A 12,546-nucleotide genomic window follows, 5' to 3' on the forward strand; every position below is an offset into this window, starting at 1 on the left:
TCAGAAAGCGTAATAATATTTTTAAAACAAAAAATCAGAACAGAATAATTAAAACGAATAAATTATGAAAAAGATAGGATCATTGATGGTGTTTTTTGCTGTGTTTGCAATTATTTTAAACTTTGTTGATGCTGTACCTCGAATCTTAGTTTGGATTTACAGCTGGGGTGAAACAGTCGCTTGGGGCATTAAAATTGCTTTAATTGTTGTAGGTGGCATTTTGTGGTTAATTGGTAATAAACAGGAACAAGCAGAGTTGGAGCAGCAGGATTAAATCATAAAGAATTCATTGGTTTATAAGATTAAAAAACGATTCAAAAGTTATAAAACATGCATCCAAGAGTAAAATATATACTAGATGGAATACAAAACCGGCTAAATAGTGTATCGATCGATTTAGAGAACGATTTGGTTAAGATTATTACAGGTGAATTGACAAATTTGAAAGAAGGAAAGACTTTTGACGATGTTGTTAGAATCCATTTTGAATATGATTATCTGAATATTTATTTCTGGCAAGAAGATTATGATCATAACGTTTTAAACGATCGTGTGCTCGCTATTCCTATCAATAAAACAGATGATTTATTTCCTAATGAATTATCTGATATTGATTTAGAAGACGAACTTTTTGATCAAGGATATAGCGAAGAAGAAATTTACAACAATATTCTTTCAAATTATGATGAGGATCGTTGTGAAATACTTGAGCAATGGTTTCATCACTGTTGGAAAAATGCCAGAGAAAAGGTTGAATTAACCAAACAAGCTTTTTTCAGTATTCACGATACTAATTCTAAAACAAAATTGAACTAAAATGGCAGCAATCATTCATTTGTTAAGTAAACTGAATCAAGCAGATTTATTGCCAGTGCAGCAAAATTTAGTTTCGAAACTAACAAAAGTACCATTCACAATATCGAAAAAACAACTTACGAACCTTTATATGAGTTGTTGAAAACGCTTTTTATAACCGAGCATCCTACATTTCATTACACTAAAGAGATAGCCAAATCTTTTATGATTCAGATGTGAAAAACATACATAGCAACTATCATTATTTTCAACAGGAGGCTTTGTGGTATTTAAGTTTATATCTGAGGATGTTATGAAAAGGAATGTGTATGAGAAACTGATAGCGAAATCCGATCCAGTGCTACATTAGAAAAGAGTAAAACGAATCCACGAAGAGGTTATTGGAGGTAAACGAGATTAATTCTTTATCTAAAGACAGCTAGAATAAAAACTTTTAAATATCCCTAAAAATAGCTAGGCTTTTCTGCGTAGCTTTTTTCTACATTTGATGCATGAAAAAGTATTTGCTTTTTTTCGAAATGATTTTATTTATAGGTTGCAATACAAAGTCACAACCTATTGATATCTCGTTCTATTTTTGGAAAACATCTTTTAATTTAAGTCCTAAAGAAGAAAAACTCCTTAACGATTTAGCTGTAACAAAATTGTATATACGCTATTTTGATGTGGCTTTGCATGAAGAAATACCTAAGCCGGTTGCACCTATTGTTTTTAATAAAAGTCCGACAGATTATAAAATTGTACCAGTGGTCTATATTAAAAACGAAGTGTTTTTAAAACCCATTGCAACCGATAGTTTAGCACAAAATATCTTCAATTATATTAATCAAATCAATCAAACAATAGCGATTAAGGTGGATGAAATTCAGTTTGATTGTGATTGGAGTCTCAAGTCAAAGTCAACTTATTTTAAGTTTATTGAAGATTTTAAAAAATTACACCCACAATTGTCTACAACAATTCGTTTACATCAAGTTAAATATCCTGAAAAAACGGGTATACCAAATGTTACTTCAGGTACCTTAATGTATTACAATATGGGTACCATATCTGCTGATGAATCGAACTCCATCTACAGCCAAAAGGTAGCTAACAATTATGTTCATCGTTTAATAAATTATAAATTACCTTTAAACATCGCTTTGCCCATTTTTAGCTGGGGTGTTCAGGTAAGAGATAATCAAATTGTCAATTTAATAGGAGGAATGCGGCTAATTGATTTAGAAGTAAAGCATTTTGAAAAAATTACTGAGAAGCGCTATAAAGTTGTTGAAGATGTTGTTTACCAAGGAAGGTATTTAGCTAAAAATGATGAAATAAAGTTAGAAGATGTAACTAGATCTCAATTAAAGGAGATGATGAATGATATTAAGAACAATAGTTTACAAAAACCAAATGAAATTATATTTTACGATTTAAATGAAAATAATATCAACGCTTATGAAAAAAAAGATTTTAAAAACGTTAGTCGTTGGTAGCTTAGTTAGTTTATTTAGCTACGGCTTTTATGTTTATGGTTGTGCAGGAGATTGGCGGGGAAGTGGTTATGCATCTATTTTTTCTCCAGAAATAACGGTGAATAATAAGCATTACGAACCTTTTTTCTACGATGATTATAGTACCTTTTACAATGGATATAGTATTGAAAGTACAACCGGTTTATTTAAAGAAGAAACGATAAATGATTGGACTACATATTTAAAGAAGTACAAATCTGAAGTTGTTGAATATTATTTATTCGACAAAGATTTGAATGAAATTTTAGCAAAAGTTGGAAAATCAAAGCATGTTGAGGCCGAGCTTAATAAGCAAAAAGTTAAACACAGTTTGGATTTAAGTGATGAAAAATCGCGACATTTTGTGTTGTTTTTAATGATTGCACGTGGAGTTGAAACGTATTCTAACCAAACGTATGATTATTGGGATTACGATAATCGTAAACAATTAAACGCAGATAATTCTTTGACAGCTAAAGTAGAGAACTTGTATTATAAGGAGGTTTCTCAAAATGATACGTTCTTTAAAAACAGAATCTGGTTTCAAGTATTACGTACCAAGTTTTATTCTAATGATAAAGCGGCTGTAATTACCTTTTTTAACGAAACAAGTGCTGCACAACCCAAAAACACCTTGTATTATCGTGGATTAAGTTATGTAGCAGGTGCATATAAAAAAATGGGTGACTTTCAAAAATCGAACGAGTTGTTCGCTCTTGTTTTTACAGCGTCAAAACCTTTAATGGCAGCATCATTATTCGATTACAAACCTTTAGAAAAAGCAGCATTCGAAAGCACTGTAAAAACAGCAGCCAATCAGGCAACCAAAGAAGCATTATATGCATTACAAGGTTACTATACTAACAGTTTTGATGCCCTACAAGAACTTTATAAAATGAATGCAAATTCACCGCATATCGATTTTTTATTGTCGCGTTGGGTAAATATCAATGAACAAAGCATTAATACATACACGGGGTATGAAACGTTAGATATCGATGTAAAGAAGGTGAAGAAAGAGCTGAAATCTAAAGTTGATGAAGGCGAACTAAAATGGATTAATGAAGTTGCTACAAATGGTAAAGTAAACAATCCATTTATTTGGAAAGCTACTGCAGGATATTTTAATACGTTAGTTGGTGATTACAAGAAAGCAACAAACTTTTTAAATGCAGCGAATACGCTAGCTAGTAATGATGGACAAAAAGAACAGATACGTTCTTTAAATTTATTGAACAACTTATTAAGTGTTAATAAAATTAATAAAACTGCTGAGGAGAAACTGCTTGCGGATGTATCTTGGATCATAAGTAATGATGCTTACCCAGGTTATGCTGAAAATCTTGATGCTTCTGTGAAATTTGAACGATTAAATTACCTTCAAAATTTTACAAAGAAATACATTAGTGCTTTATATCAAAAAGAAGGTGATAAGTTAATGAGTGAATTAACTTACCCTATAAAAGGATTTTATAAAGATCAAAAACAAAGCGTTGCTATGGAAAAACTATTGTTAACCAATAACAGAAGTTCTTGGCAAAATGCGTTTGTTAATGTGTACCCATATAAATTTCAAGACCTATATGAAAGTCGAGGTATTTATCTATTTTATGAAGACAAAATTGATGAAGCTATCGCAGAATTTGAAAAAATAACACCCTTTGAAAACAGAGAGTACAACTGGGAAAAGGAGCAATACGAAACCAAAATGGTGGATTATAAAAAAGAGCAATTTCCAGGTAATCCATTTAATGGTAAAATTAAAGATTGCAACGATTGTGATCACCTTGCAAAGCAACCTGTAAAATATTCTCAACTTGAGTTCCTAAAGAAAATAAAGGAAATGAAAGCGAAGATAGCAGCAGGAGAAGATGTTTTTAATAATGCTTTATTAGTAGGCAATGCTTTTTATAATACTTCCTATTTCGGTAATGGGCGATTCTTTTATTATAATGCTATTATAAATGAGTATGGCAATAATATCGGAAATGAACATGCTAAAATGCTGTATGGTATGGAAAATGTAACTAAGTATTATAAAATGGCTCAGCATGCAGCTTTAGATAACGAGCAAAAAGCTAAAATGGCGTATCTGTTTTCAAAGGCTGAGCGTAACCATTTTTATACGACCGAGTATTTTATGGGGATTGATGGATATTGGGGCTACCACGAAGGGGCAGATTTTAAAGCTTGGCAAGGTTTTATCGATTTAAAAAATCAGTTCAGCGATACGAAGTATTACAAAGATGTAATTGCTGAATGTGGTTATTTTAGTAAGTATATGGATTGACCTCCTTCCCAAAAACTGGATCATTTAAAAGAATTGAATTCGGGATTGTGACCTCCTCCCAATTTCAGGAACATTGTAAAGTAGAAAAATTTGCTGTTTTGACCTGATTTTCAATAAACATTTCAGGTGTTAAATCCCCTAAACAGCTATGGGGTCTGAAGGTATTATATTCGTCTCTCCAGTCTTCAATTTTCTGCTTGGCATCCTCCAACGAAAGGAACCAATTTGTGTTTAAGCATTCGTCACGAAAGCTCCCGTTGAACGACTCAATATACGCATTATCTGTTGGTTTTCCAGGTCTTGAAAAGACAAGTTCAACTTTTTGTTCGTAGGCCCACCTATCCATTTCCTTTGAGATAAATTATTCACTCGTGTCTATTTTTATCGGAGTTCATGATTGCTTTGCAATTCAGACCCATTATCCACTTGAATTTTCTTTGGTTTGGCTCCTTTAAACAACCTCAATTCTTCCAGAACTTCTACAACCTGATAGCCTTTTATACTCTGTCCAACATGAATTTCCATGCATTTACGACTATAATTATCCACTATAGTTAAGCAACGGATTTTCTTCCCGTCAAACAGTGCGTCGGCGACAAAGTCCATGCTCCAGCAGTCATGTAAATTGGAAAACGAAGGTCTTTCAGAACGATGAGAGACTGCTCTGCAGCGTCTCGGGCGTTTACTCCTTAAGTTCAGACCTTCTTCCTTATAGATCCGATATACACGTTTATGGTTGTCAGACCAGCCTTCGCGACGTAAAAGAATATAGACGCGCCAAAGTCCATAACGTACCCGTGTTTCGGCTATATTACGTATCCTTATACGTAATGGAAGATCTTCGCGACGGTGGGTCTTATAGTACCAAACAGAAGTACTTAGTAGTGATACCTCGCATGCTTTCCGTAATGAAACCCGATAGTCCGCAACTAATCCCTTCACTATTTTTCTTCGTTGGGAAGGTCTCAATACTTTTTTTTAACACATCCTGCAACATCTGTTTATCCAAACTCAGATCGGCAACAAGCTTTTTCAGCTGAGCATTTTCTTCTTCAAGCTGGCGCAGTTTTCGAAGTTCTGAAACTCCTAGGCCACCGTACTTCTTCTTCCAATTGTAAAATGTAGCCTCGCTGATGCCCATCTTGCGACAGACTTCCTCCACCCGGGTGCCCGTCTCGGATTGTTTGATAGCAAAGGCGATCTGAGCTTCGGTAAACCGACCGAAGGGAGCTCATGCGAAGCATAACTTTCTTCAATCTTTTCATCGTTTTTCCTCCTATTTAAAATTAGTAATTCAATCCCGAATTCTCTACTTTTAAATACTCCAGTTTTTTGGGAGGAGGTCAAGAACACATAAAACAATGTCAATTTCTAAATATTAAATAAATTAGCACAATCGCCAAAAAGAGGAGTAAACCTATTATTACAGAGCTAATTGGTTTTGCCCAATTAAGCGTGTACCCATGCATAATGGATGATCTTTTAGGAATCAATAAACGAGCATCTGAAGGGTTATAATAGAATATACCGAACTTATAATATTTTTTATTATCCATTGGTCGTTATTTAAATGATTTATAATAATCAGCATTAGCTGTAAATAGGAATTCACACCTCATAAAGTTAACTCATTTCTTTTTTAATAGTTCTTCCATTTCAATAAAAAAATGCTTTTTAGCTCCAATAAAACGTTTAATAATTTTTAGATCCTTGTCTATTATTATTTTTGTTGGGAAATCTTTGACACCGTATAAAGCAGAAACATCGTGCTCTTCGTTATTTATTAATTGTGTCCAGTTAAAACCTGGTCTTGCAATCGTTTTTTTCCATTCAATTTCTTTGTCATTGCATGCAATACTTATCAATGCCACATCTGATCCATAATCATTGTGAAAGGATTTCAATATGGGTAGCTGTTGTAGGCAGGGGCCACACCAGGTTCCCCAAAAATCTAGAACGATTAATTTTCCTTTAAAATCTGATAGAGAAACAGTTTGGCCATTATTATCCAGTAAAGAGAAATTCGGTGCCTCAGTACCTGCTGTTATTTGCTTTTCGGCTATATTAGTAGCCAGATAGTTCTGATACCTTTGGTATTGCTGTTTAAGCATTTTCTCAAATAACCCTTCTCTGATATTTTTAGTCAATTTTGGATAATAATTCGTAAAGGATTCCAGTGAGAATCTAGAAATAAGATAGGCTGATAAATCTTTATCAAGATTTTGATCTACGTATTGAGATTTAGATTGAGAAATCTGATCGAAATATTGGTTCCGACTTTCAAACAATTTGTTGATGACCTCGTCACTCTCACCAACTTGTCTGAGTGAATCCATACCCAACTCTAATTTTACGGCTTCTATTGCAGGAGTTTTATAGGTTTTGCGTAGCTGAGCAAGGTCCGTACTTATATCATTACCATTTATGTTATAATTGATGTAATACTTTTCCATGTCGCCCACAATATTTATTTGCTCATCTGCTCGGGTAAATAATTCAATAAATTTAGACTGAGCAATATAAAAACCTCCACTTCCTCTCTTATAAATAGCTTGGTAGGGTATTATCGCAAAGGCCGTTGGTTCTTTAGGAGTTTTAAAAGTAAATCGGTTATCCTGTGCTATAATGGTGTCTTTTGTAATAAGACTTGCATCAGTTAAGGGATATTGGTAAATACATACGGTATCGTTTTCTAAACCTTTAATATTGGCCGTAATTTTTCCATGCTTTTGTCCATGTGCGCTTATTCCTAAAAAAATGAAGATAATAGCTATTAATATCTTTGTGTTCATATTTGATATATTCAGGTTCTTTATTAAAGGTACTAAATAAGAAAAATAAAAGGGTATACTTTTGACGAAATAGTTATTTAATGAGGTGATTTTTAACAGAGGAGTTAGTAACTTAGTCAGCAGTGTAAATTAAGAAGAATAAGTATTATAATTTATTAACTTTTGTCCTTCAAATTATTATGAATAATCAGCAAATAGAAAGGTTAAGAAGTAAAATAAATAGCTTTTATCAAATATCAAATTCTTCATTTGATATGATAGCTTCAATCACTTCATTACAGCAAATTAACAAAAATAATGTTTTTGTTGAACAAGGTTCTGTAAGTCGCTACTTTAGTTATCTTGATTCGGGTTATATGATATCTTATATATCTAATATTGAAGGTAAAATATATAATAAAAATATTTTTTCACCTGATGATTGGGTTGGTTTCTACAATATCAAGCATCCTACAGTCTCCTTCTAATTTTACAATAAAAGCAGCTACTGATTGTACGGTTTTATGCATACCATATTTAAAGCTTAAAGAGTTGATTTTTGAAGTTGATGATATAAAAAGTTTCTATATTAAATACTTAGAGAAAAATTGGGTAATTGATAAAGAAGAACGTGAAGTTTCCATTGTAATGGATTCAGCTCAAACTCGATATGAGAATTTATTGGCAAAATGTAGAAATATAGAGCAACACGTGTCGTTAAAAGAAATCGCTTCTCATCTTGGAATTACACCTACTCAGCTAAGTCGAATTCGCAAAAATAAAATTTAATAAACTCTCAACATATGTATACGTTTTTAATCAATTTAAACAACAATTTTACACTGTTTAAAATGATTAAATATGGTAAACGAACAAATAAAATTTAATAATCCTCCAGCACTATTTGATCCCAATCCTTTTGGTTTTTCACATAGTGTGGTTGTAGATTCACCTTTAAAAATCTGTTATATTTCTGGTCAAAGTGGTGGAACTGGTAAAGACCATCAGTTATCAAACAATTTTAGAACTCAAGTGACTGATGCTTTGAATAATCTAAAAATTGTATTGAATCAAAATTCAATGTCTCTTAATGATGTTGTGAAAATCACCTTATTAATCACCAATCATAATCAAGAAAAGCTTGAAATATGGACTGAAGAAGCTAAAAAAGTTTGGCAAAACTCTAATCTACCAACAAGTACATTGATACCAGTTAATCAATTAGCATTACCAAACATGATGTTTGAGGTCGATGCAATAGCAATTCAAAAAATGTAATGGTGAAGTTAGTTTTAAGTTTTATATTAATTATTTTAAGGAAAGGCAATGCATATCTAAATTCAAATAGATAGATTTTATTTCATTTTCTAAATAAATGTATTTTCATGTCAAGAAAATTGATTCAGAATAATATTGATAACCTTACAACATTATGGACATTAGCTTCAGATATGTATACTGGTTTAAAAGTAAATTCAACTTATAATATAGCAGAGGTAAAAGATTCCGAATGGCCCAATAGAATTTGGAATAAGAATATCTTTCAAGAAGATGATTTAAGTAATCTTCATAATCTTTTAGATGAGTATAAATCACAACTAATCTATATCAAGTGGTATGAAGAAACAGATAAAATAATCGATGAAAGTCAAAATCTAGGGTTAAATCTTTTGTTTAATCAGATTGGTATGTCTTTGGCATTTGATGATTATATTATTTGTAAGGTATCTGCATTTACTAAGCTAATAGCAATACATAGTGATGATAGTGTAAATCAATGGTCAACAATTTTTTTACAATGTTTTGGTTATAAAATTCCTTTTCACGTCATAAAAGTTTTAAGGTATAAAGTAAAATACTATTTAATTTATTGGGGAAATACAGTTATTGGTTGTGTTTCAACTTATGAAAAGGATAATGAAATTGGAATTCATAGTTTAGGAATTCTCAAAGAGTTTAGGAAAAATGGCTATGCCGAAGAAGCAATGCATTTATTGTTATCAGATGCCAAAAGAGCAGGGTTAGATTATGCCCATTTACAATCTTCATTATTAGGATTATCAATATATACTAAAATAGGATTCAAAGCAGTTTTTCAAATAGGAAACTATAAATTAATTTACTAAACACTAAAAAGCTACTCAGACCGCCAGTGCTTTGGGCTGACCTCCTCCCGAAAAACTGGTCATTTTAAAAGAATAGAATCCGGGGTTGAATTACTAATTTTTAAAGTTGTGAAATACGAAAAAAAGAGCAACGTAAGCTAAGCTTCGCATGAGCTTCGGTCGGTTTTTACCGAACCACAGATAGCCTTTCCAATCAAACAATCCGAGACAGTTACCCGGGTGGAAGAAGTCTGCCGTAAGATGGGTGTCAGCGAGGCTACATGCTACAATTGGAAGAAGAAATACGGTGGTCTAGTAGTTTCGGAACACCGAAAGCTTCGTTAGCTTTAAGAAGAGAATGCCCAACTGAAAAAGATATAAGAGATGTCAGTCTTGACAAGAAGATTCTTAGATGCATTCTTAGTATAAAGTATTGTGTATTAGTTCCTGTTAATATCTGCGGTTAAAAATTAAATTTAATATTATTTTGCACAACAGTAGTATTTATACTACCTTTGTATTGTGGTATTCGAGATGTGAATGGAAGTTTAAGGCGTAAATTATCCGCTCACATTTCAATTTGTTTCAATATGAAATCAGGTGAATTCCACAAGATTTTGCGAAAAAGTGACTGGAACCATATCCGCACGAGTGGATCTCACTACATTTATGAGAAGGAGGGTAGAAACATACCCAGTTCCCTATCATGGAAGTAAAGAAATTGGGGAAGGTTTTTTGCAAGAAAATCAGGAAGGATCTGGGGCTTAATTAAGCTTTGAATCTCAAATGAAAACAGAAAGGAGCAAAATATGAAAACCTTAAAAATTGTTATTGAACGTAGTGAAGATATGTTTAGTGCATACGCAGAGAATGCAGAAGGCATCTATGGCGGTGGCGATACTGTCGAAGAGGCAAAACAATCTATCTTAGATGCTATTAAAATAATAACTGAAGAGTTTACTTCGGAGAATATACCCACCATTCTAAAAGGTAAATACGAAACTGTGTATCACTTCGATGCAGAGAGTTTTCTTACCTACTATAAGGGCATCTTTACCAATTCTGCTTTAGAGAAGATTACAGGCATTAATCAACGTCAGTTGCAACATTACTCCTCGGGCTTAAAGAAGCCTCGCCAACCTCAGCTTAAGAAGATTGAGGATGGTCTTCACCGTCTAGCAGCTGAACTACAAGCGGTAGAGCTTGTGTAATATATTTCTAAGGAGGAGGTCGGGATAAACTATCACAGATTTTGACAACGGGACGGGATCATTTGCAAGCGATTATGTAACAAGGTTAATCAATGAAATCATTTTGTCCGAATCCTATTTTCTTTTAGATTTTGTGCGATACCTTTAATACATAAAAGCATCATCATCATCATTACTGCATATTTCATAATTATGGACATTTTATTCCTTTGTACCCCATTTCATAATCAGCTAACACAGTAGCTCTATCATTTTTAGTAGGCAAATCATTTATGACATTAACTTCTTTCATTATTTCAATATCTCATTCTTGTTTTTATAAGGTAGATTATAAATTGGATTTAGATAGTTGTGATATCTCCAAAATGTCAATGGTTTCCTCCAGAACAGACGGTAGAGGGTTGTATCCTCACTTGGTGTATTTTTTCTTTCTTTGAGATAAGAGCTAAAGAGTTCTTCAATCCCATCGAATTCAGAACCATTCGGGTTAACTAGATAAAAATCACCTGAATTATTTGAAAATCGATAATGCCTAGGATCTAGTACCTAATCACACATCCATCTTATTGGTGGAATGTTGGAAATAATTATGATAATAACCAATGGGAAGACAAAGTATTATATTTTTCTTTTCATGCTAATTGCAGATTGTCGAAAGTGAAATTAATTTGGGTCGTAAAGAAACATCAGGATTTTCATTGGTTCTCTTATCGTTTATCCTGATATGTTGTTGCAACTTTTAAGTTACAATTTTACCATGGATAGGTAATTGGTTTGTTTTCTACAAGATACCAAATTAAATACGGAAATATAAGCTTTATTTGATAAGCGAAGTTCTGCACCTGAGCTAATAATAGAAACAGAATTATTGTATTAGAAATTAAAAAAAATGGTCTCCTTTTTCCTATCGTAGTATAACCAGCGCCACACCGCTTATGCTGTACAATCCCTTCGAGCAATTGACCCGTAGTAATTTCCAAGATTTCTTGGAGCAGGGTTATCGAGATTTTGTGCTGCAATGGTTCGAGAGGTCCGACGTTAGCAAAGGCTATCTCATCTCCACAACTTCACCTATCCATTTCCTCCATTCACCGAGTTTTTTATTGTGTTAGTCTAATTGCCATAGGGTTAGGGTGAATTACACCCTACTTTTGAGTCAACAATTAGAAACATAACTAACATTATAAAATAAAGACATTATGAACACTTTAGCAAAAACATTCGCAGCAGCAGCTTTGATCACAGTATCTAGCTTCACTATGGCAGCAGGCAAACCAGTAGTAAGCAATCCTAAAAAAGCAGTAGTCAATCTATCTACCGCAGACCTAGCCATCGACCATTACGTTGCCGTAATGACAGCAGGGCAGTCGGCAGGAGTAGAGCAATTGTTTGCAGCAGATTTCAACCAAAAAGTACAGGGTTTTGACGATAAGACCAACAGCCGTTCAGCAGTTATTTCATTCTTGAAAAAACAAAAAGGAGAGCAGCTGAACTGTAAAACGAGCACCACAATCATAGAGGAGTCAAGCGATTATATGGTAGCCAAAGTAACCCAACAATTTGAAGGATTTACCAAGACCGATCTTGTGACCTTGGTAAACGATGGCGAGACTTGGAAAGTAACACAATCGATCAATACCTACAAGTAATCAACTTTAACCATATGTTTAGTGAAGGCCACGTCGAAAGACGTGGCTTTTTTTGTTTCAATCTTTTCCAACTACCGAAGCACATGTTTCTGAAGCATTACCATCGGAGTTTTACAATTCATTTGCTGTTGCAATGTGGTCATCTTTATGGTCGTGCTATCCGACAACAAACGTTTACAAACGACTATAAACGTTTAATAACCGGCTA

The 12,546-nt window shown here is 33.3% G+C and carries 11 protein-coding genes and 2 pseudogenes; 11 read left to right on the plus strand and 2 right to left on the minus strand.

The window, feature by feature from the left end; genetic code table 11:
• Positions 1 to 64: 64 nt before the first annotated feature.
• The 4 genes from ACFX5U_RS08240 to ACFX5U_RS08255 all read left to right on the plus strand — a co-directional run bounded on the left by ACFX5U_RS08240 (position 65) and on the right by ACFX5U_RS08255 (position 4,602).
• The gene (locus ACFX5U_RS08240) at positions 65 to 274 is read left to right on the plus strand and encodes a hypothetical protein (protein ID WP_400263045.1); all 210 of its coding nucleotides are present in this window, start codon (positions 65 to 67) and stop codon (positions 272 to 274) included.
• Positions 275 to 330: 56 nt separating this feature from the next.
• Positions 331 to 816, plus strand: coding sequence for a hypothetical protein (locus ACFX5U_RS08245; RefSeq protein WP_400263046.1), 486 nt, complete (start codon positions 331 to 333; stop codon positions 814 to 816).
• 491 nt (positions 817 to 1,307) lie between these two features.
• Positions 1,308 to 2,294 carry a hypothetical protein gene (locus ACFX5U_RS08250; protein ID WP_400263047.1) on the plus strand — a complete coding sequence of 329 codons (987 nt, stop codon included), beginning with the start codon at positions 1,308 to 1,310 and terminating at the stop codon, positions 2,292 to 2,294.
• Positions 2,257 to 4,602, plus strand: a complete 2,346-nt coding sequence (locus ACFX5U_RS08255; RefSeq protein ID WP_400263048.1) for a hypothetical protein — start codon at positions 2,257 to 2,259, stop codon at positions 4,600 to 4,602. Before ACFX5U_RS08250 ends, ACFX5U_RS08255 begins: the two co-directional genes overlap by 38 nt.
• Positions 4,603 to 4,666: 64 nt before the next feature.
• On the opposite strand, the pseudogene ACFX5U_RS08260 reads toward ACFX5U_RS08255, so the two are convergent.
• A pseudogene (locus ACFX5U_RS08260) lies at positions 4,667 to 5,821 on the minus strand (IS3 family transposase); the annotation flags it as partial.
• A 409-nt stretch (positions 5,822 to 6,230) separates the two neighbouring features.
• A complete protein-coding gene (locus ACFX5U_RS08265) occupies positions 6,231 to 7,394 on the minus strand; it encodes a redoxin domain-containing protein (protein ID WP_400263049.1) in 1,164 nt (387 codons plus the stop codon).
• 179 nt (positions 7,395 to 7,573) lie between these two features.
• Between ACFX5U_RS08265 and ACFX5U_RS08270 the strand changes: the two genes are divergently transcribed.
• The 7 genes and pseudogenes from ACFX5U_RS08270 to ACFX5U_RS08300 all read left to right on the plus strand — a co-directional run bounded on the left by ACFX5U_RS08270 (position 7,574) and on the right by ACFX5U_RS08300 (position 12,338).
• On the plus strand, positions 7,574 to 7,861 hold the full coding sequence (locus ACFX5U_RS08270) for a hypothetical protein (RefSeq protein WP_400263050.1): 288 nt from the start codon (positions 7,574 to 7,576) through the stop codon (positions 7,859 to 7,861).
• The gene (locus ACFX5U_RS08275; protein ID WP_400263051.1) at positions 7,812 to 8,162 is read left to right on the plus strand and encodes a Crp/Fnr family transcriptional regulator; all 351 of its coding nucleotides are present in this window, start codon (positions 7,812 to 7,814) and stop codon (positions 8,160 to 8,162) included. The genes ACFX5U_RS08270 and ACFX5U_RS08275 overlap by 50 nt, the downstream gene beginning before the upstream one ends.
• 72 nt (positions 8,163 to 8,234) lie before the next feature.
• Positions 8,235 to 8,651, plus strand: coding sequence for a RidA family protein (locus tag ACFX5U_RS08280; RefSeq protein ID WP_400263052.1), 417 nt, complete (start codon positions 8,235 to 8,237; stop codon positions 8,649 to 8,651).
• A 107-nt stretch (positions 8,652 to 8,758) separates the two neighbouring features.
• Positions 8,759 to 9,499 carry a GNAT family N-acetyltransferase gene (locus ACFX5U_RS08285; protein ID WP_400263053.1) on the plus strand — a complete coding sequence of 247 codons (741 nt, stop codon included), beginning with the start codon at positions 8,759 to 8,761 and terminating at the stop codon, positions 9,497 to 9,499.
• Between the two features lie 171 nt (positions 9,500 to 9,670).
• Positions 9,671 to 9,823 (plus strand): annotated as a pseudogene (locus ACFX5U_RS08290) (transposase); the annotation flags it as partial.
• A gap of 503 nt (positions 9,824 to 10,326) precedes the next feature.
• Positions 10,327 to 10,689, plus strand: a complete 363-nt coding sequence (locus ACFX5U_RS08295; protein WP_400263054.1) for a type II toxin-antitoxin system HicB family antitoxin — start codon at positions 10,327 to 10,329, stop codon at positions 10,687 to 10,689.
• 1,199 nt (positions 10,690 to 11,888) lie between these two features.
• Positions 11,889 to 12,338, plus strand: a complete 450-nt coding sequence (locus ACFX5U_RS08300) for a nuclear transport factor 2 family protein (protein WP_400263055.1) — start codon at positions 11,889 to 11,891, stop codon at positions 12,336 to 12,338.
• Positions 12,339 to 12,546: the final 208 nt, after the last annotated feature.

Source organism: Sphingobacterium sp. SG20118, assembly GCF_044740685.1.
GTDB lineage: Bacteria > Bacteroidota > Bacteroidia > Sphingobacteriales > Sphingobacteriaceae > Sphingobacterium.

Excerpts from the sequence above, each read along its gene's own strand:
- ACFX5U_RS08285 (WP_400263053.1), top strand. The coding sequence starts at position 8,759 with ATGTCAAGAAAATTGATTCAGAATAATATTGATAACCTTACAACATTA.
- ACFX5U_RS08250 (WP_400263047.1), top strand. The coding sequence starts at position 1,308 with ATGAAAAAGTATTTGCTTTTTTTCGAAATGATTTTATTTATAGGTTGC.
- ACFX5U_RS08245 (WP_400263046.1), top strand. The coding sequence starts at position 331 with ATGCATCCAAGAGTAAAATATATACTAGATGGAATACAAAACCGGCTA.
- ACFX5U_RS08295 (WP_400263054.1), top strand. The coding sequence starts at position 10,327 with ATGTTTAGTGCATACGCAGAGAATGCAGAAGGCATCTATGGCGGTGGC.
- ACFX5U_RS08300 (WP_400263055.1), top strand. The coding sequence starts at position 11,889 with ATGAACACTTTAGCAAAAACATTCGCAGCAGCAGCTTTGATCACAGTA.
- ACFX5U_RS08240 (WP_400263045.1), top strand. The coding sequence starts at position 65 with ATGAAAAAGATAGGATCATTGATGGTGTTTTTTGCTGTGTTTGCAATT.
- ACFX5U_RS08280 (WP_400263052.1), top strand. The coding sequence starts at position 8,235 with ATGGTAAACGAACAAATAAAATTTAATAATCCTCCAGCACTATTTGAT.
- ACFX5U_RS08265 (WP_400263049.1), bottom strand. The coding sequence starts at position 7,394 with ATGAACACAAAGATATTAATAGCTATTATCTTCATTTTTTTAGGAATA.
- ACFX5U_RS08255 (WP_400263048.1), top strand. The coding sequence starts at position 2,257 with ATGAAAAAAAAGATTTTAAAAACGTTAGTCGTTGGTAGCTTAGTTAGT.
- ACFX5U_RS08275 (WP_400263051.1), top strand. The coding sequence starts at position 7,812 with ATGATTGGGTTGGTTTCTACAATATCAAGCATCCTACAGTCTCCTTCT.
- ACFX5U_RS08270 (WP_400263050.1), top strand. The coding sequence starts at position 7,574 with ATGAATAATCAGCAAATAGAAAGGTTAAGAAGTAAAATAAATAGCTTT.